Here is a 24,124-nt window from a genome sequence, read left to right on the forward strand (position 1 = left end):
GCTCGCGCGGGGCGCTTCGCGCCAGGGAGGGGGTCCTTCGGGACCCCCTCCTTTTGCATATATAGGTATAATGCGCCCGGTCGGTTCAACCGTCCGGGTGTTTTGCGTTCAGAGACTTTGTTTGAATGCGATATGGCTTCCGTTTTCGTGCTCGGAGGGGTGGTTCGTGGCATATAGAAGACGCCGTAGTCGCATCGTGAGGCGCGTGGAGCGTTTTTAAAGGATAGAGGAGGAGTTTTCGACATGGGAGAGCAGCGATCGATCGAACCAGGGCTCTACCGTCATTTCAAAGGCAATCATTACGAAGTGATCGGTACGGCCCGCCATTCCGAAACCGAAGAAGAGCTTGTGGTGTATCGGGCGCTCTACGGATCGTACGGCCTGTGGGTACGCCCTGCGGAGATGTTCCGCGAGAAAGTGGACCGGGTCAAATACCCCGACGTACAGCAGGAATACCGTTTCGAACGCATCGGAGCATGCGAATCAGCATCTGATGACGGATGCGGTTCCGATCGTCTTTTCGACGACTGCGAGCTTGCGGAGGCGAAGCGCCAAATCGGCTCGCTGCTCCATAAGCTTCGTAAGACCGTCGAGACGCTCGAGGCGAAGGACGAGCCTTCGCGCTATAAATCGCAGATAACGTTAGCTCGAAGGCGTATTGAGGCGTTCGAGGTCGCCGATGTGCTAATCGATCGCGCCTGCATGTAAAAAGGGACGGCTCGCAGCGATGCGAGCCGTCCCTTTCTTCGTTTACGGCGGTGGATACAAAAGGCGCGCCTAGTTCGCGAAAACGCCTTCGGTCCAAGCATCGATGTTTTCGACGCGTATGATGGAGGAAACCTCGCGAATGCCGTCGAGCGCCTCGAGTGCCGCCTCGGCTTTGCGGATGTCCTTTTCGAGCGCTTCATGCGTGACGTAGATGAGCGTGCAGGTCTCGCCGTCTTCGCTTTCGGTCTGACTGATGTGCGAAATGGAGATTCCGCAGTCGGCGAAGGCGTTGGTACATGCGGCAAGGGTGCCGAGCCTGTCTTCGACGGTCAGGCGTACGTAGTAACGCGTTTTGAGGTCTTCGATGGGACGGATGGGCATATTGCGGCCGAACGGCTCCTGCTCGGGCAGGGGCGCGCCGCCCTTGGCAATGGGGTCGGCAAGGGCCATGATGTCGCCTACGACTGCGCTCGCGGTAGGGAAGGAACCGGCGCCCGCGCCGTAGAACATGGTTTCGCCCACGGCATCTCCTACGACGAATACGGCATTCATGGCGCCGTCGACGCTGGCGAGCTGGTGGTTGTTCGGAATCATCGTGGGATGAACGCGCACGTCGATTCCTTCGTCGGTCTTGCGCGCGATCGCCAGAAGCTTGATTGTGTAGCCGAACTCGCGCGCCATCTCGATATCGGTGGCGGAGACATTGCGGATGCCCTGCATGAATACGTCGTCGGTGGTGACGCGCGTCTGAAAGCCGATCGACGAGAGGATGGCGATCTTGGAGGCGGCATCGAAGCCGTCGACATCGGCGGTGGGGTCGGCTTCGGCATAGCCTGCGGCCTGCGCGGCGGACAGGACCTCGTCGAAAGAGAGGCCTTCGTGCTGCATACGGGAGAGGATATAGTTCGTGGTGCCGTTCATGATGCCCGCGATGGTAAGGATATCGTTGCCGACCAGGTCGTGCTCGAGTGCGTGGACGACAGGGATGCCGCCTGCTGCTGCGGCTTCACAGCGGATCTGCACGCCTTTTTCGGCCGCAAGGGACGCGAGATGCTCGACATGGCGGCCCAGGAGGGCCTTGTTGGCGGATACGACATGCTTGCCGTTCTTGAAGGATTCCTCGAAAATCTCGGTTGCGGGATGCTCGCCGCCGATGAGCTCGATGACGATATGGATATCGGGGTCGTTCACGACGTCGCGCCAGTCGGGGGTGAAGACGCCCTCGGCCAGGCCGATGCGCTCGGCTTCCTCCTGGTCGCGGCTGCATGCGCGTTTGATGACCAGGTCGATTCCGTAGTGCTCGAGGTATTTGTCGTGGTGTTTCAGGATGAGACGGGCGACGCCGCCGCCGACGGTGCCGAGGCCGATGAGGCCGAGGTTCACGCTCTGCATACGCTTTACTCCTTCGACATGCATTGAAAACGCGGGTTCGACCCGCGCATATTATTGGGGGCATTGTAATGGAAATGAGCAGCGGCGAGGAGCCTGATGCTCGATAAGCGCGCAGTCGGCGAAGCGGTCGCGTCAGCGGTCGCCTCATTGCGGTGTTTCATTCGGCTGCTGCAGGAGAGAGGCTGGTCGAGCTGGAGGAGGCGGTTAGTGCAAGGCGCCCGAAAAGACAGCGAAATAAAATAGGCCGCATGCGTTTCACATGCGGCCTATTCGAATTCGATGGTGCGGGTGAAAGGACTTGAACCTTCATGGGGTTGCCCCCATACGGACCTGAACCGTACGCGTCTGCCAATTCCGCCACACCCGCGTGGCTTTGCAGCCTGCTTTCTTCTGTCGAAAGCGATTGGAAATATTACAGGACTTGACGGGTATGTGCAAGAGGATTTTCGAATTTTTTTCAAATTTCGGCAAGTATGTTGAAATGCCTGGTCAGTCCCGCAGCCGACTTCCTTGCCTCCTTTCCTGGCGGAAACGAGGCTCGTTTCCTATTGCCGCTTTCGCGCAGCGGTGTATGATGGCCGGCAACAGACGCGTTATGCGCGCCGCGTCGCCGACGACGACGACGCGGAACCAAGGCGAAACGGAATGGTTATTCCATCGAGAGGAGAACCCTATGGGTCAGGCGACCGAAATCAAGCTTTACAAGCGCGAGGGTGCGTACATCCCCCGTGTGGCGGCTGTGCACGACCTCTGCGGCTACGGCAAGTGCTCTCTGGGCGTTGCTATCCCCGTGCTTTCCGCTGCGGGCTGCGACGTATGCCCCGTTCCTACGGGATTGTTTTCGAGCCATACGGCATTTCCGGGTTGGTACATGCATGACACCACCGAGGTGCTCCCCGACTATCTGAATGCCTGGAAGGGAATCGGGGTCGAAATAGACGCGGTGTATTCCGGATTCCTCGGCGCGCCCGAGCAGGTCGATATCATTCGCGGCATTTACGAAACCTACCCCGAGGCTCTGCGCGTGGTCGATCCGGTGATGGCCGACCACGGCAAGGTGTATCCCACCTACACGCCCGAGTTGTGCGACGCCATGGCCGCATTGGCCGCCGATGCGGATATCCTGACGCCTAACTTGACCGAGGCGGCGATTATCTTGGGCGAGCCTATCGGCGACGACTGGGGCGGCGTCGATATATCGGACGCTGAAGCGGCTCGTATCGTCGATGCCTTGCTGGCGAAAGGCGCAAAAAACGTCGTGCTCAAGGGCATCCAGCGCGGCGACGGCGTGATTCGCAACTTCGTGGCGGGTCGCGATTTCGACATGTTCGAAGCAGCGAACGAATTCGTGCCCTATATGCTGCACGGCACGGGCGATCTGTACTGCAGCGCGCTGCTGGCCGCCGTCATGGCGGGCCGTACGATGGCCGAAGCGGTTCGTTTCGCGGGCGACCTGACGCATGATGCCATGCTCGTGTCTGCCCAGCAGCCCGACTTCCGCGATCGCGGCGTCAGCTTCGAGCCCCTGCTGGGTCGCGTGGCGGCGCTTTTGGCGTAAGCCCGAACCCGCGCGCATGAAAAAGGCCGTGCCCCTCATGGGGCACGGCCTTGCTGTTTCGAAGGGTCGGTTCCGCGGGCGAACCGCCTAATCTTCGTCGTCGAAGAACGTGAAATCGTCGTCTTCATCGTCGGCGGGGCCGCGGTCTTTGAAGGTGCGACGCGTTTTCCATTCCATGATCAGGCAGGCGATGACGGAGATGACGAGTCCGCCGCCGATCAGCAGTCCGATACCGGCGAAGGTCTCGAAGAAGAAATGGTACAGCGATCCGAAATCCATGGCTTCTCTTTCGTAGGGCGGCGCCGGCTTCGTGCGCCGCATGCGGGAGGGCGGCGTTGCGCCGCGTGTTCTGTCGGCATGATTTTAGACGAAAAGCACGGCGCCGCAAACAACCTGACATAAAGAGCGTCGTTTCGACGAGGGTTTTCACTTTGTTGTCGCGATGAATAGGGAAGAGGATCGTGCGTGCCGCCCGGGCGCCGGGGTATACTGGTTCGATATTCGCAATGAGTCGCGGCCTGCGGGGACGCAGGCGGCGGGGCGCGCTTTTCCGGCGGGCTTCCGTGTGCGCGGCATGCGGCGGCGCGGTCGTGCGCGCCGTAACCGATCGGCTTGATAAGGAGCAAAGACATGCTGGACATCCGCTACGTTCGCGAGAATCAAGAAGCCGTCGCCCAGGCGATGGCGAATCGCAACTTCCCGTGGGATGCTGCGAAATTCTCAGAGCTGGATGAAAGGCGTCGTGCGGCCATCGCCGAAGAGGAGGCTCTCCAGGCCCGCCGCAACAAGGCCTCCAAGGAAATCGGCGCGCTGATGGGCAAGGGCGAGAAAGAAGCCGCCGAGGCTGCGAAGGAAGAAGTGCGTGCGATCAACGAGAAGCTCGAGGCCGCCAGCGCCGAGCGCGAGGCCATTGACGCCGAAATGAACGACATCCTGGTCGGCAGCCCGAACATTCCTTGCGATGCGACGCCTGTCGGCAAGGACGAGACCGAGAACCCCGAGCGTCGCCGCTGGGGCACGCCGCGCGATTTCGCCGCCGAAGGCTTCGAGGCCAAGGCGCACTGGGATCTGGGTACCGACCTCGACATCCTCGACTTCGACCGCGGCAATAAGCTTTCCGGCAGCCGCTTCACCGTGCTGGGCGGCGCAGGCGCACGCCTCGAGCGCGCCCTGATCAACTACTTCATCGATACTCACGTGAGCCGCGGCTTCAAGGAATGGTGGCCGCCCGTGGTGGTGAAGCGCCAGACCATGTTCGGCACTGGCCAGCTGCCCAAGTTCGAAGACGACGCCTATCATGTGGGCGAAGACCAATTCCTCATTCCTACGGCCGAGGTCACGTTGACCAACTTGCACGCCGACGAGGTCCTCGATGCCGCCGACCTGCCGAAGCGATACACCGCATTCACGCCGTGCTTCCGCGAAGAGGCCGGTTCCGCAGGCCGCGATACGCGCGGCATCATTCGCCAGCACCAGTTCGATAAGGTCGAAATGGTCAAGTTCGCCACGCCCGAGACTTCCGATGAGGAGCTCGAGAGCATGACGGCCGAGGCGGAGTACCTGCTCCAGCAGCTCGAGCTTCCGTACCGCGTCATTAGCCTGTGCACGGGCGACCTGGGCTTTTCTGCCCGTCAGACCTATGACATCGAGGTCTGGCTGCCCAGCTACAACGATTACAAGGAAATTTCCAGCTGCTCGAACTGCGGAGATTTCCAGGCGCGTCGCGCGAACATCAAGTATCGCGACCCCGCCAATTTCAAAGGCTCCCGCTACGTCCACACGCTGAACGGCTCCGGCCTGCCGGCGGGTCGCACCATGGCGGCTATTCTCGAGAACTACCAGCAGGTCGACGGCACCATCAAGGTTCCCGCCGTCCTTGTTCCCTACATGGGGGGTCTGGAATACATCACGCCTGAGGCGTAGGGCTTTCGCCGATAGGGCGAAACCGAGGAAGTATTCATGCGATGGGCGCTTCGGGCGTCCATCGCTTTATCGGGGGCGTCCTGGTCGGCGCTTTGCGGCAAGGGAGGTGCGGCGTGAAAGAGGAAGATCGGAAAGGCGGGTCGCTTCCAGCGCCCCCTCCGCCACATGAGCAGGTGGCCGCGCGCGACGAATGCGATCGGGCCGACGCGGCCGCCCAGGGCGACGCGCCTTCGCTCGATCGCGGGGGAGCTTTGCCTCCATCGCGCATGGCGCGTAAGCGTTTTGCTTCGGATGGCGACGGCGCGACCGCCGGGCGGCGCCCTCGCCATCGCGGGGCGCTCGTCGCCGCGACGGCTTGCGCGACGGCCCTCGCCGTCGCGATCGGCGCGCTAGCCGTCGGTTTGAGCGAGGAATCGAAGCCTGCCGACGATCGCGCCATCGATTCGAGGCCTGCGGCCGCGTCGACGAACGCATCGTCTTCGGCCGAGGCGTCCGAAGCGGAGGAGGCCCTTTTCGCGCAGCTCGCCGCCGTCGCCGCCGACGAAGACGGTGCGTTGAGCGCTTACGTGGAGCGTTTCATGGCCGACTACGATGCAGGCATCGATCCCGACTCGTCGTATCGTTTTTCCGATTTGGGAATTTCCGCCGAAGAGCTGACTGCAAAGCTGAAGTCGGATCTCTCATTCGAAGTCGAGGCCGTCGACGTATACGGAGACAAGGCCTGGGTCGAAGTGGGGGTCTCTTCGAAGAGCTTCTCCGAGCAGGCGGACGTATTCGCCGCGAAACTTGCGGGCGCGGCCCTGAATTACGACGACGCCGAATCGTACAAGGCGTATGTGAAGGAGGCCTTGCTCGGCGCCTTCGATAGCGTGAAGGCGCGTTCTAAATCGTCCCTCATCGTCGTCGATCGCGGCGAAGACGGATGGAGTTTTTCGTCCGATGACGTGGCGTCGCTGCTCGGCGGCGCATGGTGCGGACGTTAGCGGTCTGGATATGCGGATTAACGGGCGGAGTGAATATGGCGTCATCGGATAAACGTCCTTCGGTGAAGGGCAGGAAGCGCGCCCAGGGGCGGTTTTCGGACCAGGAAGAAGCCGTCGTCGCCGCAGGGGATGCGGCGACGACGGGCGATCTTGCGTCGCCCCTCTCGCGAAACGAAGCGTTGCTCGCGTCGGCGCCCTCCTCTTCCGATGCCGGGTGCGAGAAGAAGGCCTCGTCGACGCGAATCGGGTCTAAGCTGTTGGGTCGCATGTCTTCGATGCGCAAGGGCAAGGATGAATCTTTCGTCGACGACATGAGCGACAAGGCCGCCGATGACGCGCCGCCTTCCGCGCCCGTGCGATCCGTCGATGTTCCGCGTCGCGAAGAGCCTGCCGATTTTTTCGACTTGGGCGATTTCGGAGACGATGCTCCTTCTGCGAAGAAGGGGCCGCGCAGGCATGCGGAGGCGAAGGCGTTTCGCCGAGGCGCGGACCGATCCCAGGTCGAAAATGTCTCTACGCAGCCCCCTGCGGGGCTGCCGCCTGCTTTGGTCACGGATGCGGCTCCGGGCTTTCCCGAAAGCCGCCGCAGCACTTCGCGTAAGGCGACCGAGCGGGAGAAGGCGATCGTGCGCGGCAGGAAGCGCAAGGTCGCATGGGCTGTCGCCGCTTCGATTTTCCTTATCGCCGCGGTCGTGAGCGGGCTGTTGTTCTGGAATGCCTATCTGCGCTACGACGACGCCGCCGATATGCGCGGCGAATGGCAGGTTGCAGACGGCTCGATGACCGTGGTCATCGATGGCTCATCCATCAAGATGCCGGATGCGCTCGAGTACGCCTACGAGCTGGATACCTGGGAAAAGACGATTTCGTTCTCGTTCGATGACTTGAGCGGCACGGGGGCGTATCGATTCTCATCCGACCGCAAGGGTCTGGTGATCGAAGAGGGCGAAGGCGGAAAAGACGGCGTGGTCGCACTGGTCAAGGTGTCCGACGACGAGGCCGCCGAGCCTCATCGCGGGCCTGCCGAGTCTGCGGTCGACGGCCAGGAACAGGCCGAAGGCGAATCGCCCGATGTCGCGTCGACGGAAGGCGGGGCCTCCGATGGAACAGCATAGCCGACCGCCGCGCGATTTGTCCGATAGGGCGATTTCCATCGAGCATATGACGATCCGCCCCGACCGCGTGATCGCCGAGATTCGCGTGGGCAGCGAGCGTTGCGCGTATACCACGCCGTCGCTCGTCGTCGAGGCCTTGGGGCGTTTTCCCCACCTGCTGCGCCATTCGTGCGTCAACGACAAAGGGCCTACGTTTTCGGCGGTCGCAGACGACACGTCGCTTCCGCATCTGCTCGAGCACATGGTGATAGAGGAACAGGTGCGTCTAGACGGTCGCGAAAGCGCATCGTATGTGGGCAAGACCTTGTGGACCGATCGCCGTCGCCTGCGTGCGCGCGTCGAGGTGAGCTATTCGGACGATTTGGTGGCATTGCAGGCATTCAAGGCTGCTCAGGAGTGGCTGAACGAGGCTTTGCGCGACGCATGACGATGGAGTGCGGCGCGGTCGTGCGCGAGTTCGACGGTATGCTGCCGATGCGGAAACGTAACGTCAACGAAAGCTCCGCAGACGACGGAATCTTTTATAATGGCCGACAAAGAAAGGCTGCGCTCGATGCCTGAATCAGGCGTCTTCGGCGCGAGATGGGAGGCTGCAATGGCTAATAAATTCGGTGCATTCATCGTGGGCGGTTTGGTCGGTGCGGGCGTCGCGCTGCTGTGCGCTCCGCGCAAGGGCGTCGAGACCAGGGCTCTCGTCGCCGACAAGGCGTCGGCCGCATTCGGTCAGGCGCAGACGCTCGGAGGCCAGGCGGCCGAGCGCAGCCAGGAATTCTACAGCGAAGCCGTTGCTTCCGGTCATCGTGCCTACGACCAGGCCGTCGCTGCCGGCCAAACGGTCTACACCGACGTCACGGCAATGGGGAAGCAGGCGTATGACGGCGCAGCCCAGCGCGTGCAGGAAACCGCCCAGCGCGTTCAGGGCACTGCCGAAACCGTGAAGCCGGCATTCTCCGAGAAGAACGACGAGCTGCGCGCGAAGATCGACGCGGCCAGGGAACGCATCGCCGCGCAGGTCGCCAAGAACGCCGAGGCTGCGCATGCGGTCGTGGCCGAAAAGGTTCCGGTGGCGGCTCAGAAGGTCAATGAAGTCGTCGATGCCGCTCAGCAGAAGGTGACGGCCGCGGCCGCCGCCATCGCGGGTTCCGACGCCAAGGCTCCCGTTGTCGAACGGGTCGCCGACGTCGCGGCCGAGCCCGTCGTCGAGAAGCCGGCCGTCGAGGCCGTCGAGGAGAAGGCCGCTCCCGTTCAGGCGGAAAGCAAGGCCGAATAAAAGCGCATCGGCGCGCACGGATAAAATCGAGGGCCGGCTCAGCCGGCCCTCCTTGTGACGAGGGGTTTTCATGGCGCGAAAGAAAATGGTCACCAGCAACGACATGCACAAGATGCGCGTGTTCGGCGGCAAGCGGCGCACGAAGCGTATCGGCAGGGTGAAGTCGTGCGTTTTTCACCCGGCGGAGAAGCGTTGCGTCGGGTTCATGGTGAAGCGCCCCGACCTGCTGTGGATGTTCCATCGCAAGGATCTGTTCGTCGCGTTGGACGGTTTCGACCTGTCCGACGGCCGCATCGTAGTGAAAGAGGACGGCGACATGACCGGTCCTGCGGCCTGCCGACGCATGGGCATCGACTGGGATTCCTGCGTTATCTGGGAAGGCATGCCTCTGATGACGGCCGACGGAACGGCGGTCGGCTATGTCGGAAACATCTCCTTCTCGCTCAAGACGGGCGAAATCGAAAGCGTCGAGGCATCTAACGGCGTCACAGCCAAATACTTGCTCGGCACGCTCGAGGTTCCCGCCGATCTGATCAAGGGCTTCAAGCGCGGCATGGGCGCGACGCTCGCGGTGAAGGAAGACACGCGCGAAGCGGGACAGGCCGTCGAATTCAAGGGCGCCATCTTGGTTTCCGACGAGGTATGGGAGCTTTCTCCCGAAGGCGGTTGGGCCGAGTCGGCGGGCGAGTTCACGGCCCGTGCCAAAGAGCGCGTTCATGAAGCGGCCGAGAAGGCCAAGCCGAAGGTGCAAGAAGTCACGCATGTCGCAGGCGAGGCCATCAACGAAGGCGCCTATGCCGTCGGCAAGCAGGTTGCCGCCAGCAAGGGTATGTTCTCGTCGTTTAAGGAAGAGTACGACAAGGCGAGACACGGCGATTCCGTAGCAGCGCTCGAGCAGGGAGACGATGCCGTCGAGGCGATCGACCGCGATGAAGCCGTCGAGAGCGCGGCTTCTGCGGCCGATGACGGCAAATCGGGCGTATCGGGCATGTTCGCGTCGTTCAAAGAAGAGTACGACAGGGCGCGCCATGCCGACGAGGGCGATTTTATGCGGGAATCTTCCGTCGACGAAGCCGATGACGGCGAGCGCGAAGCGGCGGCTACCGTCAAGAAGAAGGCCGAGCCTGCGAAGAAGTCGTCGGTTTCCGGCATGTTCGCGGCTTTCAAAGAGGAGTACGACAAGGCGCGCTATGACGATGAGTAGGCGTGTTCTGCAATTCGAATCGATCGGTGGGTTTCGTGGTGAATGACACTGGCGCAACGGGAAAAATTCGTTCTGGAATAGAACGGCTCGAAGAATACCGTGACGAGTTTTCGGAGCGTCGCGAGGAACGCAGGGATGAATTCGAGGAGCGTTTCGAGGTCCCCGTTTCGACGAAGCCTGCGTTTTCGCGCCTCACTAAGGCCGACCTATTCAAGCTGGCGGGCCTGGCGGCGTTTTTCGTTTTGATGGCGATTGCCTGCGTGGCTATCGCCCCTATGATTGCCGAGCTGACCGAGCCGGGCGGTTTGGAACGCGTGGTCGAAGACGTGCAGAATGCCGGCGTGGGCGGCGTTTTCATGCTGCTGGGCTTCCAGTTCCTCCAGATCGTGGTTGCCTTCATCCCAGGCGAAGTGGTCCAGCTGGCAGCGGGCATGATGTACGGCCCGTGGGGCGGCGCGTTGATCGTGCTCGTGGGCTGCATCGTGTCGAGCGCGTTCATTTTCGTGGTGGTGCACAAGCTGGGCGCTCCGTTCGTGCATGCGATGATTCCTGAAAAATGGATGGCCAAGCTGGAGAAATTCGAACAGAGCGAAAAGCTCGACGTCATGGTGTTCGTGCTGTTCCTGATTCCCGGCCTGCCCAAGGACGTGTTCACCTACCTGGTGCCGCTTACGCACATGCGCATGCGGGATTTCTTGTTCCTGGCCAACGTGGGCCGCATCCCCGGCATCCTTATTTCGACGTTCGGCGCGGCGGGCCTGATCCAGGGCGACTACACCCAGAGCATCATCCTGTTCGCGATCGCGGCCGCGATCGCCATCGTGGCTCTGGTGATGCACGAGAAGATCTTGCACGGCCTTGCGGGCATGAAGCGTGCGACGAAGAAGGAGGGTTCCGCCGAATAGGAGGCGAAGCGGTCGTTTCGCCGGGTTCGCAAAGGCCGCAGCGTGCGGTTTCATATGCTTTCGAAGGCACGTCGGGGTTTACGGCGTGCCTTTCTCGTGGGTTTCGCCTTCCGCGCTTCGCAACACCGTTCGTCCCGCGAGCGATGCGCGATAATGCGATTCGACCGAAGAAGAGGAGGAGGCGCGCATGCGTTTCGTTTCGTGGAATGTGAACGGCCTGCGTGCCGTGGTGAAGAAGGGTTTCGAGGAGTCGATCGCAGGCCTCGATGCCGATATCGTGGCGCTGCAGGAGACGAAGCTGCAGGAAGGCCAGATAGACCTCGACCTTCCCGGATATCATCAGTTCTGGAGCTACGCCGAGCGCAAGGGTTATTCTGGCACCGCGGTGTTTTGCCGCGAACAGCCGCTTCGTGCGCTGCATGGCCTGGGCGTGCCCAAGCTCGATGACGAGGGCCGTATCGTCGCGCTCGAGTTTCCGACGTTCTGGTTCGTCGACGTGTACACGCCGAACGCCCAGAACGAGCTGGCCCGTATCGACCACCGTATGGCATGGGACGACGCTTTCCGAAATTTCTGCAAGGGCCTCGAGGCGGGAACGGTTCCTGCCGGCGTGCCTATGCAGGAGCCGGCCATGGGCGAAGGCCATGTGTGCACCGCGGAGCTGTCGCGCACGTCAGGCCAAGAAAAGGCCGATCCCAAACCTGTTGTGATGTGCGGTGATTTCAACGTCGCCCACAACGAAATCGACCTGAAGAACCCCGGTCCCAATCGCGGGAATGCGGGCTTTTCCGACGAAGAGCGCGAGAAGTTCACGAACCTGCTGGAAGCAGGTTTCGTGGATACCTTCCGCATGCTCAACCCCGACCTCGCCGGTGCTTATTCCTGGTGGAGCTATCGCTTCAACGCGCGCAAGAACAATGCAGGGTGGCGTATCGACTATTTCCTGGTGAGCGAAGGCCTTCGCGACGCGGTGAGCGGCGCCTCCATCCACGCGGATGTCATGGGAAGCGACCATTGTCCCGTGTCGGTCGAGCTTGACGTATAATCTGCGGATTGACTGCAATACGTTTTAGAAAGGCCCGTCGTGCAGACGAACATCGTCAAGAGAGAATGGTGTCAAGCGCTTAAGGCGCCGCTCACTGCGGTGTGCATCGTCATAGCCGCCATCGTGCTGTTCGTCATATGGCTGGGTATCGTCGTCATCGTCGTGAAGGCCTTGATAGGGTAGCGGGACATGTGGCAGAAATTCACCCTGTATGATTTTCGCGTCATCGCCCACTACCTCGGCGTTCTCGTGCTGTTTCTGGCGGTCGCCCAGTGCGTCCCCTTCGTCGTCGCGTGCCTTGTCGGCGAATGGTCGGCGGCGTCGCGTTACCTGCTGGGGGTCGGCATCGCGCTTATCGTGGGGTCGCTTTTGCGCATGTGCCTGGTGCAGCCGGGCAAGTTGTCGCCGAAGCATGCCTTGGCGGTGACCGGATTCGCGTGGCTCGTGCTCACGCTGCTCGGATCCGTTCCCATGGCGCTTTCCGGCCATTTCGGATCGTATCTCGATGCGGTGTTCGAATGCATGAGCGCATGGACTACGACAGGGGCGTCGGTTGCGCAGGACATCAACCACATGGCGATTGCGGACAACATGTGGCGTTTCACCATGCAATGCATCGGAGGCCAAGGCGTCGTCGTTATCGCTCTTTCATTGGGCCTGTTCGGCCGCGCGGTCGATTCCTCGTTGTATTCGTCCGAAGGCCGAAGCGAGCACGTGATTCCCAACATCATGCAGACCGCCCGCTTCATCGTGCGTTTTTCGGCGGCTTTCATCATCATCGGCACTGTGGTGCTTTCGCTGCTGTGCTTTTTCATCGGCATGGAGCCCTTGCGCGCGTTTTTCAACGGTCTGTGGCTGTCGGTGGCGTCGTTCAACACGGGCGGCATGGCATCGATGAGCCCCGGCATCCTGTACTATCACAGCGGATTGATAGAGCTCGTGGTCATGGTCCTCATTCTGCTGGGTTCGATCAACTTCACGCTGCATAGCGAGGTATGGAAGGGCCGCATCGACCACTTTTTCAAAGACATCGAGATCCGTACGCTGGCTATCTGGCTTTCGATCGTGGTGGCGGCGTTCGTGGCGGCCCTGTGCACGGCGAATCTTTACGACGAGCTGCCCACGTTGTTGCGCCGCGGCGTGTTCACCGTGGTGGCGGCGTTTTCATCGACGGGATTCCAGACCATCAGCGTGAACCAGATGACCACGGTGGTTTCGAGCGGCGCGCTGCTCATCATCGTGTTCTGCATGGCCATCGGCGGATCGGCGGGTTCTACCACGGGCGGCATCAAGGTGATGCGCGTCGGTATTCTCGCTAAAGAATTGGTCGCGTACATCAAGGACCTCCTTGCGCCCGCGTCGGCTCGCCAGGTGGTCACTTATTACCATGTGGGACGCCGTCCGCTCAGTACCGATCTGGTTCGTGCGAACCTTGCGGTGTTCATGCTTTACGGCATCATGTTCCTGGTCACGACGATCGCCACGGTGGCATACGGCTACGACGCCGCCACGTCGCTGTTCGAGTCGGTCTCCATGGTGTCTAACATCGGTATGTCGAGCGGCATCATCCAACCCGGGATGCCCGACATGCTCAAACTGCTTTATATCTTCGACATGTGGGCGGGGCGTCTCGAGTACGTCACGCTGATCGCCCTGCTGGTGTCGATCGTCGCATCGTTCAAGCCGCGAAGGAGGAATCGCCGTGTCCGCTAGGATTCGTAGACGCGCTTGCGTTTGGGCGGCGGCCTTTGTGCTCGGTGTGACGCTTTGCGCGCCCGCGGCTTCGGCCGCGGAGGGCGACGGTTCGTCTCAGGGGTCGGTGGTCTCCGCTGGGGCCGAAGCTCCGGAAGGCAAGGCGCCGGATGCCGAACATGCGGGTCCGGCAGACCCCGAAGGGCAGCTGGATGCGGTCGAGCCCGAGGAGGCGCCGACGCCGCTTGATGCCGCAGGAAACGAGGTCAATGACGGTCAAGTTTCGGATACGTCGTTTCTTTACGATGCGGCCATCGCCGACCTCGCCGGTGCCGATTCGTATTACAACGGACAGACGGTCCAGGTGCGCGGCGAAGCGGTGGGAGAGGCCATTCGCATGGCGGATGGGTCGTCCGACCTGGTGTGGGTGACGCTTGCCGACGTCGCGTCCAACTCGTCGGTGTCGGTGGTCATGCGTCGGGAGGACGCCGCCGGAATCGACACGTACGGCGCGTATGGCAAAACGGGCTCGTGGCTGCGCGTCCAGGGCGTATTCAATCTGGCATGCAGCGAGCACGAGGGCGAAAGCGACATCCATGCGACGTCGGTCGTCGTGGAGGATCAGGGATTCGAACATCCCGATGAGTTCGACATCCATGCGTTCTTTCCGGCCTTCGTGGCCCTGACGGCGGGCGCGTTTCTTATGCTGATGTTTTGGTATGTACGTGAAAGGTCTCGTTAATGCGGGGAATCGTTGTGAAGCTCGACCGAGGCTATCCTCTGGTCGAAACGCAAGATGGCGCACGGTATCGGTGCGAGCACGCCACTGCGTTGGTGAAGGGCGCCGACGTGCGTGCGGCATGCGGCGACTCGGTGGAGATATCGGTTCCTGAGGGGCACGACAAAGGCATCATCGAAGAAGTGCTTCCGCGCCGTAACGCCTTCGTGCGCAAAGATCCTACCGAGCGTATGGAGCAACAGGTTCTGGCCGCTAATTTCGACAAGGTGTTCGTGGCCGAGCCTTGCGCGAATCTCAATGTACGCAGGCTTGAGCGCGAGCTGGTTTTGGCTCACGAAAGCGGCGCCGAAGTGCTTGTGCTTCTGACGAAGGCCGACCAGGCCGAAAGCGCCGAAGCCCTCGAGCAGGTGCGCGTCCTGGTCGAGCGCGTCGCGCAAGGCACGCGCGTCCTGATCGTCTCTTCGGAAGACCCGGCAAGCGTCGAGGCGGTGCGTGCCTGCATCGCTCCGGACGAAATCGCCATTCTGCTGGGCAAGAGCGGCGTGGGAAAGTCGAGCCTTGTGAACTTGCTGGTGGGCGACGAGGTCCAGGCGACGGGCGCCGTGCGGGAAGGCGACGGCAAAGGCCGTCATACTACCGTGTCGCGTGAAATCGTGCGCATTCCCGGAGCAGGGCGCGTGATCGATATGCCGGGCATCCGCGGCCTTGCCCTGTGGGATTCCGATGCGGGCATCGACGTCGCGTTTTCCGATATCGAAGAGCTTGCACGATGCTGCCGTTTCTCGGATTGCCGCCATGGCGCCGAACCGGGATGCGCGGTTCGCGGTGCCGTGGAGGAGGGGAGCCTGCCGCGCGAACGCTTCGAGAGCTATATTCGCCTGCGCGACGAGGTGCAGACGGCGAAGAAACGTGTCGAGGAGGCCAAGCGCATCAAATCGCGTACGGGCCATCCGCGCCGATGGAAAGGCTAGCACGAAAAGTTACCCTATGGTAATATTCGGTGCTTCTGCACGAAATAGAATCCACGCGACTAGAAGATGCGTCTTGTGCAAGGCGCATCTCGGTCGAAACGGCTGCGAAACCGAAAGAAGGTCTTGATGGAAATACTCATGCATGCGCTCGAGCATGCGTTCCTTGACACGCTTAAACTCGTTCCCTTCCTGTTCGTGACCTACCTCGCCATGGAGGCGCTCGAACATCATGCAGGCAAGGCGAGCGAGGCCGCCGTGCGCAAGGCAGGCAAGGCGGGTCCTGCGATTGGCGCGCTTCTAGGAGTCGTTCCCCAGTGCGGCTTTTCGGCCGCCGCTTCGACGCTTTACGCCGCGCGCGTGGTCACGCTGGGCACGCTGTTCGCGGTGTTTCTTTCCACGAGCGACGAGATGCTGCCGATCCTGATCGCGGAACAGGCCCCCATGGCCTTGGTCGTGAAGGTGCTGGCGATCAAGGCGGTCGTCGGCATGGCTGTCGGATTCGCGATAGATGCGACGCTTCATGTCATGCGCAGGGATCGCGAGCATCTGCGCATCCACGAGCTGTGCGAGCGCGATAAATGCCACTGCAACGGCGATTGCGTTGCTTGCGAGAAACAGCCCGAACTTGCTTACGATTACGAGCACGACGAAGAGCACGTACACGATCACGCGGGCGTCTCCATCGCGAAAAGCGCTTTGAAGCATACCGTCCAGGTCACGCTGTTCATCTTCCTGGTCACGCTTTTGCTCGAGGTCGTCATGGACACCGTGGGCGAGGACGTCATCGCGTCGTTCATGGCGGGCAATCCGTGGCTGTCTGTCGTGGCGGCATCGGTGGTCGGCCTGATTCCCAATTGCGCAGCGTCGGTCGCCATCACGGAGCTGTACTTGGACGGTACGTTGGGCGCGGGCGCCATGATGGGCGGCTTGCTTGTAAGCGCCGGCGTAGGTCTGCTGGTGCTTCTGCGCACGAATCGTCCGATGCGCGATAACATTGCGATCGTCGCGGGCCTGCTGGTCGTCGGCATCATCGTGGGCGGCGTCATGACGGTCTTCGGCGTGACGCTGTAAGTCCGGCCGTTTGACGCCATCCGCGTCGGCGCGGTACAATCGCATGCGTTAAGCCTCCTTCATCACCGGGTGAAGGAAGAAAGGCGTCTGAACTCTGCCGTAGGTACGGTGCTTCTCTCCGAGGCGCTATAAGGTCGGGTTCGGACGCCTTTCGTGTTTTCAGGGTCCGATCGCCGCATGGCGGCGCGGACGGACGAAGCAAGACCGAAAGGATGCACCCATGGCGACACTTGATGCAGGCATGACGCGCGAAGATGCCTTCGCGTTGCTCAGCGAGCACAACAAAGACCCGTTCCACATCGAGCATGGCGAAACGGTCGAGCAGACCATGCGCTATTTCGCGCGCGAGTTCGATCCTGAAAACGAAGAGTTCTGGGGCATCGTCGGCCTCCTGCACGATCTTGACTGGGAAGAACACGACGACGAGCCCGAGATGCATACGCTCTACGCCACGCCGCTCATCGAGGCTGCAGGCGGTACGCCCGAGCTGATCCGCGCCATCCAGAGCCATACCTCCGACTTCAACACCGAACTGCCGCGTCCCGAGCTGCAGATGGAAAAGGTCCTGTTCGCCACCGAAGAGCTGACGGGCTTGATCGGCGCCGCGATCGTCATGCGTCCTTCGAAAAGCGTGATGGATTTCGAGGTGAAGTCTCTGAAGAAGAAGTTCAAGGATAAGCGCTTCGCCGCAGGCGTCAGCCGCGATGTGATCCGCTCCGGCGCCGAAATGCTTGGTTGGGAGCTCGATGAGCTGTTCGACCGCACCATCAAGGCCATGCAGAGCTTCGCGCCCGACCGCGATACGTTCGTGGCGTCCGAGGCGTAGGCGTCGTTTTCTGCATATTTCTATTTCAGGCTCCGCATGCCTTTCGGGCGTGCGGAGCTTTTCGCATGCGCGTCTATTCTTTCGGCGCTTGCTGATTCGACCTGCTGGTGCTGGCGGGTTCGCGATGAGGGGCGTATTCGCCCGTGACTTGCGCGGCCTTGCCTGGCGAAGCGGAGGTTCCGGCATTGATGCTTTGCGCCATGCGCGCCTGCGCTTCGGCACGCAGTCTGATGCGATGCGCGGCTTTTTCGTGATGGGGGAGCTGCGGTTCGGGCGTCGAGACGATGCGTTTGTCTACCGCGTTGCGCACGACTTTTTTGACGGGACGCGCTGCTACGTGGGCGACCTTTTTCACGGGCACGATCACCTTGTCGCTGTAGTCTTGGGCGGGCTTGGTGCGCCAGCCGAAGAACTCCGAGGCGTATCTGATGGCCATGACCAAGACGACGCAGGTGATGGCGGCGTAGTCGCCGAGCACGTCGTTTTGTTTCATAAGAGCGAAGGCGGTAGAGCCGAATAGCGAAGCCGTTCCGTAGAGGGTTCCCGCCTGGAAGGCAACGGGCCGTTGCGCCATGAGGACGTCGCGGCTGATGCCGCCGCCGACGGCGGTGATGGTGCCCAGAATGATGGATGGAATGATGGCCAGGCCTGCCGAAAGGCCCTTGCCCACCGACACGACCGCCCACAGGCCGACCGACAGGTTGTCAAGGAAGTCCATGACCCAGTCGAAGGCGTCGGCGAGCTTATGGAAGTAGAAGACGAGGCCGCCTGCCACCGCGCATGCGAGCAGCAGAATAGGATGTTGGAACGCATAAATGCCGTAGTCTTGGAGCAGGATGTCGCGAATGATGCCTCCGCCGAGCCCCGTGACGCAGGCGAGCACCGTGGTGCCGAAGATATCGTATTCCGCACGCACGCCGGCGATGGCGCCCGCGAGCGCGCCGGTGATGGTTCCGGCGAATTCGATCCAGAAGGGTATGGCGAGAACGCTTTCGAGCATGGCTGACGACGCTCCGATTTCTTTCGGGGAGGGGGACGGTGCCGGTAAAGGACAGATGCCATAATATACGAGCACGCCGGCAGGCGGCGTGCTCGTAAGGCGGAGCGGTTAGATGGTCGGGGTGCCGGGGCGAATCGGTTCGTCGTCGATCGATTGCGCTGCGAGCTGGGCTGCGCCGTCTTGGTCGATGTCGACTTTGCTGGCGCCGGTGATCGCGTCGGCGCCTTCGACAGGCTCTCCGCTGAAGTCGACGCCGCCCGTGATGGCGTGCGCTTCGGCTCTGTTGAAGCTTTCGTCGAAAAAGGCTTCGATAGAACGCGCGGCACGGGTTTGCGCCGCGTCGAAGATATCCCAGAATCCGTCGGTGCGCTGTTCGCCTGTGAAGGGGTTCTCCCACCCTTGGTGCAGGCGGTTGTCGAAATCGCTCACGAGCGTGGCGTTGTCGCGATGCGCCATGGATTTGTAGAACGAGTAGTTGCGTTGCAGCATGCGCGTTTCTACCGTGTTGGCCACCGCGTGCATGACGGTGCGAGGCGAGTAGAAGAGCTTTTGCGTGGTGCGGAAATTCTTCACTGCCGCAGGGAACATGTCGACGGGCGGAAAGACGCGCAGCGCCTTCATGCAGAAAAACGCGTACATCTTGCCGATAACGGCAAGCACCTCGTCGCTGCCGCGGAGCACTTCCTGGTAGGGCTTGTAGTCCGCGATGGTGCGGCCGAGCTTGGTATAGAGCACCATCTCGTCGAATTCGCGTTCGATTTCGGCATGGACTTCGTTGCCGTCTTTGCGCGTGAGGCCTTCGATGCCTGCGTCGCAGAGGGCGAATTGCTGCTGATAGACCAGCGGATGCATGGAGCTGTCCAGCGTGTAATGGCACAGGAAGCCCGCCGCATAGGCGCGTCCCACCGGCACCTCGGCAGGCTCGAGCACCTCGAGGCTTTCCTTGACGGCGCAGAGCAGCTTGGCGGGGTCGGCGCGGTGCATGGCGCTTCCCAGGTTGAAAAACGGTCTCATGCGCAGGGTCAGGACCAGGTAGAACAAGGGGTCGGGCCCCTGGTTGCCGAGCAGGAACGCATCGCGTTCGTCTTGCGATCCGCCGATCAGGTCGGCATGTGCGGCGTAGACGTCCTTGCCGAAGAAGTCATGGGTCATGATGGCTGGCATGGCTGCCTCCTTAGGCGTATGCAGGGTGTGCCGCTTCCGTTATTTTGCGCCGATTTGACGGGGCGGGGTCCGGGAGCGGCGTTCGTCTCAGGCCTCATGATATACAATTGCGGCAACGTTTCCCTCGTTGCGCCGCAAAGTCTACGGACATTTTGCAGGCAGGCGTTTCCGCTGTTCGCATATGGTTCGCTTCATCCGCGTCTGCGGTCGCGCGCTCGTGCGGGGGGACGACGGGCTCTCTTTTCCCGTTGTCGCGCGCTGCGCGGCTGCGGCAAAGGGGAGCCGATCCATGCATAGGCGGTGCGGCATGGCGTATGGCGCAAATCCGACCGCATCCCGCGAGAAGGAAGAAGGCTCATGGCAATCGGCAAACTTACGAAGCAGGAGAAGAGCTGGATCATGTACGACGTAGGCAATTCGGCCTTCGTCTTGCTGTCGACCGCGCTCATCCCCGTGTATTTCAGCTCCATCGCGACCGGCAGCGTGGTAGTGTCGTGGGGCTATGCCGAAACCATCGCCTCGCTTGTCATCGCGCTGACGATGCCTGTTCTGGGCAGTTTGGCCGATTTGCGGCATATGAAGAAGAAATTCCTCGTGGGCACGGTGGGAACAGGCGCTCTGGCATGTTGCGCGCTGGGTTTCGCTACCGATGCGCTGCCGTTTTTGGTGATCTACGTCGTGGCGTCTATCATGCTGAACTCGTCGATGGTGTTCTACGACGCGCTGCTCGTGGACGCCACTACCGATGAACGCTACGACGAAGTGTCCAGCCAGGGCTATGCGTGGGGCTATATCGGCAGCTGTATTCCCTTCATCGCTTGCTTGGCCGTCGTGCTCGGCGGCGGTGCGATCGGCATCGACATCGCGCTCGGCATGAAAATAGCCTTCTTCATCACGGCGGCATGGTGGGTCGTTTTCACCATCCCCGTCTTCAGGAACGTGCATCAGACCCACTTCAAGGAGCGTTCCGCCCATGTGGTGCGCGACGCGTTCTCGGGGCTGTTGGGAACGGTCAAGCGCATGTGGCGCACAAAATCGCTGCGCTATTTCATGCTCGCCTATTTCTTCTATATCGATGGCGTGCATACCATCATCAAGCTGTCTACGAGCTATGGCACCGACTTGGGAATCGACGCCACGCAGCTGGTGCTTGCGCTTTTGGTCACGCAGTTCGTGGCGTTCCCGTCGGCTATCGTCTACGGTCGTCTCGGTGCCAAGGTGGGAACGAAGAAGATGCTGCTCGTGGGCGTTTTCGCCTATATGTGCATCACGCTGTTCGCGGCGTTTTTCCTGAAAAGCGCACTCGAATTCTGGTTCTTGGCGATCATGGTCGGCATGTTCCAGGGCGGTATCCAGGCTCTTTCGCGTTCCGAGTTCGGAAAGCTCGTTCCCAAGGAGCACGCCAACGAGTATTTCGGTTTCTTCGACATCTTCGGCAAGTACGCGGCCGTCATGGGAACGTTCCTGGTCAGCGTCATCACCCAGGCGACGGGTCAGTCGAACTGGGGCGTATTCTCGCTCGTCGTGCTGTTCGTCGTCGGCTTCGCGCTTTTGCGCAAGGTGCCCGAAAGGGCCTAGGGCCTATCCGTCGAAAACGGCGGATGCCGTTTCGGTTGCATTGCGCCGGCATATCCGTTACGAAACGGCAGCGATTGGAAAATCGCTGCCGTTTTCGTTATAGGATGGCAGCGAACTAAGACGAATGCGCCGCTGGAATGGAAGGAGCGCGCCATGGCAGACACTGATAAGAAGATCCTGTCGCCTGCCGACGAAATAGAGGAATTGAAGCGGCAAATGGAAGCGATGCATGCCCGCTTGACGGAGCTTGGCGCCGCTATGGAGCGGGGCGGGACGGATGAGGAATCCGATCGGGCCGATGCCGAAGAAAACGCCGCCGAAAGCATCGGATCGAGCGATGCTGCGGGAGCCGAAGGGGGTCCGTGCGAAGCCGACTCCATTCCTGCGGTCGAACCGGTCGCTGCGCCGGAGCCTGCGACGCCCGTTGTCGATTCGTCGCAGGAGTACGCTGCCTATGTGCCGCCTGCGGCCCCTGCGGCTTATGTCGTTTCTCAAACGGCGGACCGAGGTGCTCCGACGCCGCCGCCTGTCTACGATGCGTCGGCAGCGGCCGCCGCGTCGCAAGGCGTTGCCGGATCGGGGGTCGAATACGGGCAGACCACGGGTCAGCAGGCCTATCAGAGCGGAGGATATACGGGCGGTTATGGGGCGTCCCCCCAGACTCCGTATAACCCGTATGGCCAGAACTATTACCAGCAACCCGTGGTGCGTACGAAGGACCATGTGGCCGCTGGCCTGCTCGGCATTTTCCTGGGCATGTTCGGCATCCATAAATTCTACCTCGGATACAACACGTCCGGTTTCATCATGCTCGGCGTCGCTATTCTGGGCGGCTTGCTTTCGCTGGGATTGGCCACGGGCGTGGTGTGGCTGATCGGCTTGATAGAAGGCATCATTTACTTGGTCAAGGGCCAGGCCGAATTCGAGCAGACCTACGTATTCGGCAAGCGCGAGTGGTTCTAGCGCCCGGTCGGGCTGCGGCTCGCGCCGGCCGCTCGGTTCCGTTCAGGACGAAACGTCCCTGCATCCTTTCGAGGGTTCGGGGACGTTTTTTTATTTGCGCTGCATATTCCCAGTTCACATAAGGGGGTGAGGTGATGGGTGATTCCTACTTCACCCTGGTACGCGCGATGTTCACCCTGATGCGCATACGTTTGTCGCCGTATGTTCGTCTTGCACGCCGATGACGTGCAAGACAAGAGGACAACGAGGAGGGGATATGGAAGAGCAGACCACTCATGCGACGAGTCGCCGTAATTTCTTGAAGGCGGCAAGCCTCGGCATGATCGCGGCCGCCGCATCGGCGGGGGCTTTCAATGCGGCGAACCCGCGCGTCGCCATGGCTAGCGATGCATTGCCTGCCACCGAGAAGGGCGTTACCGACTTCAGCCAGACGGCCGGCATGTACGAGGATGTATTCCAGGTGCCGATGCGTTCCATTCCGGTTCGCGACGTGCAGACCGACCTTGACCGCCAGGGCAACGTGGCGTTCGAGATGCGCGATTTCGACGAATCCGAGATCACGCGCACCGAAGACACCGACGTACTCGTGGCCGGTGCCGGCATCACGGGCATCGTCGCCGCCGTTTCTGCGTCGGACGACGGAAAGACCGCGGTTCTGTGCCTTGAGAAGATGAGCGAAGGCCGCGGAATCTTCGAGGGCATGGGCGTTGTGGGCGGCAAGAAGATGGCTGAGGCGGGCAACAATGTCGACAAGGCCGAAGCCATGGACGCCATGCGCAATGCGGCGTATTATCGCGTTCCCGTCGACCCCATCAAACTGTGGGGCGATCGTTCGGGCGAAGCGGCCGACTGGCTGCAGGATAAGTTCGACGAAGGCGACGCCAAGATCGAAACGTATTACAAAGAAGGCAAGCCCAATTCGCACTTCTTCCCGAGCGTTCAGACCGAAATCGCATTCCGTTGCGACCAGTGGTCCGAGCAGACCACCAAAAACGCCGGCGGAGCGGGCATCTTCATCGTGAAAGACCTTGCCAACACGTTCTCGAAGCGTTCCAACGCCACGCTTCGCTACCGTAACGCCGTGGTCAAGCTCGAGCGCAACGACGAGGGCCGCGTCACGGGCGCCATCTGCAAAGACTCCGACGGCTACTATCGCGTGAATGCCAAGAAGGGCGTCATTTTGGCTACGGGCGGCTTCGATGCGAACCCTCAGATGCTCAAGGCCTGGTGCCGTCCTGAAGACATGGTGAACTATGGCTCTTGGTGCCCTGCCTATGGCACGACGGGCGACGGCCAGCTCATGGGCCTCGCCGTCGGCGGTCAGATGGACCCGCTGCCTGCATGCGTCATGAACTTCGATATGGGCAACGACGACGCGTTTTATTCCAGTAGCACGGGCATGCGCCCCTTCCTCGGCGGCATCCTCATCAATGAGAAGGGCGTGCGCTTCGCAAGCGAGAGCATGCCTTTCCAGGCGCGTTCCAATGCCATTTCCGCCCAGCGTAATTTCGGCGAGAAGACGTGGAAGGTGGCTTCCGATATGCAGTTCGCGGGCGTAAGCGATGCCGACAAGGAGAAGGCCTTCGCGAAATTCGAAGAGATCAAGGGCAAAGGCTGGGCGTTCGAGGCCGATTCCATCGAGGGCCTTGCCGAGCAGATGGGCTGCGACGGCGCGACGTTGCGCGAGAGCATCGAGCGCTTCAACGGCTTCGTGGACGCGAAGAAGGACGACGACTTCAATCGTCCGATGGAAGGCGTTTCGAAGGTCGAAGGCGAGAAGTATTACGCCATCGCCCACCAGTCGTCTATTTTGGCGACGTGCTCGGGCCTGGTCGTCGACTATTCCTGCCATGTTCTCGACTACGACAACGAGGTCATTCCCGGCCTGTACGCGGCAGGCGGCGCATCGGGCGGATTTTTCTCGGGAAATTACCCGCGTCACATCTTCGGTCCCTCCATCGGCCGTTGCGTGACGTTCGGATACGTGTCCGGCCAGAACGCCGCAGAGGAGGTATAG

23 protein-coding genes and 1 tRNA gene are annotated in these 24,124 nt (G+C 61.3%); 19 read left to right on the forward strand and 5 right to left on the reverse strand.

The genetic code is table 11. The annotated features are described in order from the left end of the window. Window positions 1-243: 243 nt before the first annotated feature. A complete protein-coding gene (locus Q6E04_RS07465) occupies window positions 244-708 on the forward strand; it encodes a DUF1653 domain-containing protein (protein WP_303250156.1) in 465 nt (154 codons plus the stop codon). A gap of 69 nt (window positions 709-777) precedes the next feature. Here the strand turns inward: Q6E04_RS07465 and Q6E04_RS07470 are convergent, their stop codons facing one another. Then, on the reverse strand, window positions 778-2,100 hold the full coding sequence (locus tag Q6E04_RS07470; protein WP_303250157.1) for a homoserine dehydrogenase: 1,323 nt from the start codon (window positions 2,098-2,100) through the stop codon (window positions 778-780). A 280-nt stretch (window positions 2,101-2,380) separates the two neighbouring features. Further along, window positions 2,381-2,467, reverse strand: a tRNA-Leu gene (locus tag Q6E04_RS07475). 306 nt (window positions 2,468-2,773) lie between these two features. Between Q6E04_RS07475 and Q6E04_RS07480 the strand changes: the two genes are divergently transcribed. Then, on the forward strand, window positions 2,774-3,658 hold the full coding sequence (locus Q6E04_RS07480; protein WP_303250158.1) for a PfkB family carbohydrate kinase: 885 nt from the start codon (window positions 2,774-2,776) through the stop codon (window positions 3,656-3,658). Window positions 3,659-3,745: 87 nt separating this feature from the next. On the opposite strand, the gene Q6E04_RS07485 is transcribed toward Q6E04_RS07480, so the two are convergent. After that, window positions 3,746-3,937 carry a DUF6724 family protein gene (locus Q6E04_RS07485; protein WP_123198566.1) on the reverse strand — a complete coding sequence of 64 codons (192 nt, stop codon included), beginning with the start codon at window positions 3,935-3,937 and terminating at the stop codon, window positions 3,746-3,748. Between the two features lie 351 nt (window positions 3,938-4,288). On the opposite strand from Q6E04_RS07485, the gene serS reads away from it, so the two are divergent. From serS to Q6E04_RS07555, 14 genes are all read left to right on the forward strand, one after another. Continuing rightward, window positions 4,289-5,581, forward strand: coding sequence for a serine--tRNA ligase (gene serS, locus Q6E04_RS07490; protein WP_303250159.1), 1,293 nt, complete (start codon window positions 4,289-4,291; stop codon window positions 5,579-5,581). A 266-nt stretch (window positions 5,582-5,847) separates the two neighbouring features. After that, window positions 5,848-6,564 carry a hypothetical protein gene (locus Q6E04_RS07495; protein WP_303250160.1) on the forward strand — a complete coding sequence of 239 codons (717 nt, stop codon included), beginning with the start codon at window positions 5,848-5,850 and terminating at the stop codon, window positions 6,562-6,564. A gap of 35 nt (window positions 6,565-6,599) precedes the next feature. Further along, window positions 6,600-7,679 (forward strand): hypothetical protein, encoded by a 1,080-nt coding sequence (locus Q6E04_RS07500; protein WP_303250161.1) that lies wholly within the window; start codon window positions 6,600-6,602, stop codon window positions 7,677-7,679. Beyond that, window positions 7,666-8,106 (forward strand): hypothetical protein, encoded by a 441-nt coding sequence (locus tag Q6E04_RS07505; protein WP_303250162.1) that lies wholly within the window; start codon window positions 7,666-7,668, stop codon window positions 8,104-8,106. Before Q6E04_RS07500 ends, Q6E04_RS07505 begins: the two co-directional genes overlap by 14 nt. Before the next feature lie 168 nt (window positions 8,107-8,274). Further along, window positions 8,275-8,949, forward strand: coding sequence for a YtxH domain-containing protein (locus Q6E04_RS07510; RefSeq protein ID WP_303250163.1), 675 nt, complete (start codon window positions 8,275-8,277; stop codon window positions 8,947-8,949). A 70-nt stretch (window positions 8,950-9,019) separates the two neighbouring features. After that, window positions 9,020-10,153, forward strand: coding sequence for a hypothetical protein (locus tag Q6E04_RS07515; RefSeq protein WP_303250164.1), 1,134 nt, complete (start codon window positions 9,020-9,022; stop codon window positions 10,151-10,153). A 35-nt stretch (window positions 10,154-10,188) separates the two neighbouring features. Then, complete coding sequence (locus tag Q6E04_RS07520; protein WP_303250165.1) at window positions 10,189-11,058, forward strand: TVP38/TMEM64 family protein; 870 nt, start codon at window positions 10,189-10,191, stop codon at window positions 11,056-11,058. Between the two features lie 187 nt (window positions 11,059-11,245). Beyond that, the gene (locus tag Q6E04_RS07525) at window positions 11,246-12,103 is read left to right on the forward strand and encodes an exodeoxyribonuclease III (protein WP_303250166.1); all 858 of its coding nucleotides are present in this window, start codon (window positions 11,246-11,248) and stop codon (window positions 12,101-12,103) included. Between the two features lie 39 nt (window positions 12,104-12,142). Next, window positions 12,143-12,286 carry a hypothetical protein gene (locus tag Q6E04_RS07530; protein WP_161957057.1) on the forward strand — a complete coding sequence of 48 codons (144 nt, stop codon included), beginning with the start codon at window positions 12,143-12,145 and terminating at the stop codon, window positions 12,284-12,286. A gap of 6 nt (window positions 12,287-12,292) precedes the next feature. After that, a complete protein-coding gene (locus tag Q6E04_RS07535; protein WP_303250167.1) occupies window positions 12,293-13,816 on the forward strand; it encodes a TrkH family potassium uptake protein in 1,524 nt (507 codons plus the stop codon). Beyond that, on the forward strand, window positions 13,806-14,537 hold the full coding sequence (locus Q6E04_RS07540; RefSeq protein ID WP_303250168.1) for a hypothetical protein: 732 nt from the start codon (window positions 13,806-13,808) through the stop codon (window positions 14,535-14,537). Before Q6E04_RS07535 ends, Q6E04_RS07540 begins: the two co-directional genes overlap by 11 nt. Continuing rightward, window positions 14,537-15,505, forward strand: a complete 969-nt coding sequence (rsgA, locus tag Q6E04_RS07545) for a ribosome small subunit-dependent GTPase A (RefSeq protein ID WP_303250169.1) — start codon at window positions 14,537-14,539, stop codon at window positions 15,503-15,505. The genes Q6E04_RS07540 and rsgA overlap by 1 nt, the downstream gene beginning before the upstream one ends. A 126-nt stretch (window positions 15,506-15,631) precedes the next feature. Then, window positions 15,632-16,576 (forward strand): putative manganese transporter, encoded by a 945-nt coding sequence (locus tag Q6E04_RS07550; RefSeq protein ID WP_303250170.1) that lies wholly within the window; start codon window positions 15,632-15,634, stop codon window positions 16,574-16,576. Window positions 16,577-16,796: 220 nt separating this feature from the next. Further along, window positions 16,797-17,402: an HD family phosphohydrolase gene (locus tag Q6E04_RS07555; protein WP_303250171.1), complete on the forward strand. Its 606-nt coding sequence runs from the start codon at window positions 16,797-16,799 to the stop codon at window positions 17,400-17,402. Window positions 17,403-17,475: 73 nt separating this feature from the next. Here Q6E04_RS07555 and Q6E04_RS07560 read toward each other — a convergent pair whose 3' ends face one another. After that, entirely contained in the window at window positions 17,476-18,402 is a 927-nt protein-coding gene (locus Q6E04_RS07560) for a trimeric intracellular cation channel family protein (protein WP_303250172.1), read from the reverse strand. A 108-nt stretch (window positions 18,403-18,510) separates the two neighbouring features. Further along, a complete protein-coding gene (locus Q6E04_RS07565) occupies window positions 18,511-19,566 on the reverse strand; it encodes a peptidase (RefSeq protein ID WP_303250173.1) in 1,056 nt (351 codons plus the stop codon). A 357-nt stretch (window positions 19,567-19,923) separates the two neighbouring features. Here Q6E04_RS07565 and Q6E04_RS07570 point away from each other — a divergent pair, with 357 nt between their 5' ends. The 3 genes from Q6E04_RS07570 (at window position 19,924) to Q6E04_RS07580 (ending at window position 24,124) form a co-directional block, all read left to right on the forward strand. Then, entirely contained in the window at window positions 19,924-21,144 is a 1,221-nt protein-coding gene (locus tag Q6E04_RS07570) for an MFS transporter (RefSeq protein WP_303250174.1), read from the forward strand. Between the two features lie 153 nt (window positions 21,145-21,297). Beyond that, window positions 21,298-22,107 carry a TM2 domain-containing protein gene (locus Q6E04_RS07575; RefSeq protein ID WP_303250175.1) on the forward strand — a complete coding sequence of 270 codons (810 nt, stop codon included), beginning with the start codon at window positions 21,298-21,300 and terminating at the stop codon, window positions 22,105-22,107. Between the two features lie 256 nt (window positions 22,108-22,363). Further along, a complete protein-coding gene (locus tag Q6E04_RS07580; RefSeq protein WP_303250176.1) occupies window positions 22,364-24,124 on the forward strand; it encodes an FAD-binding protein in 1,761 nt (586 codons plus the stop codon).

The organism is uncultured Slackia sp. (genome assembly GCF_959608125.1).
In the GTDB taxonomy this organism is placed as follows: Bacteria; Actinomycetota; Coriobacteriia; order Coriobacteriales; family Eggerthellaceae; genus Slackia.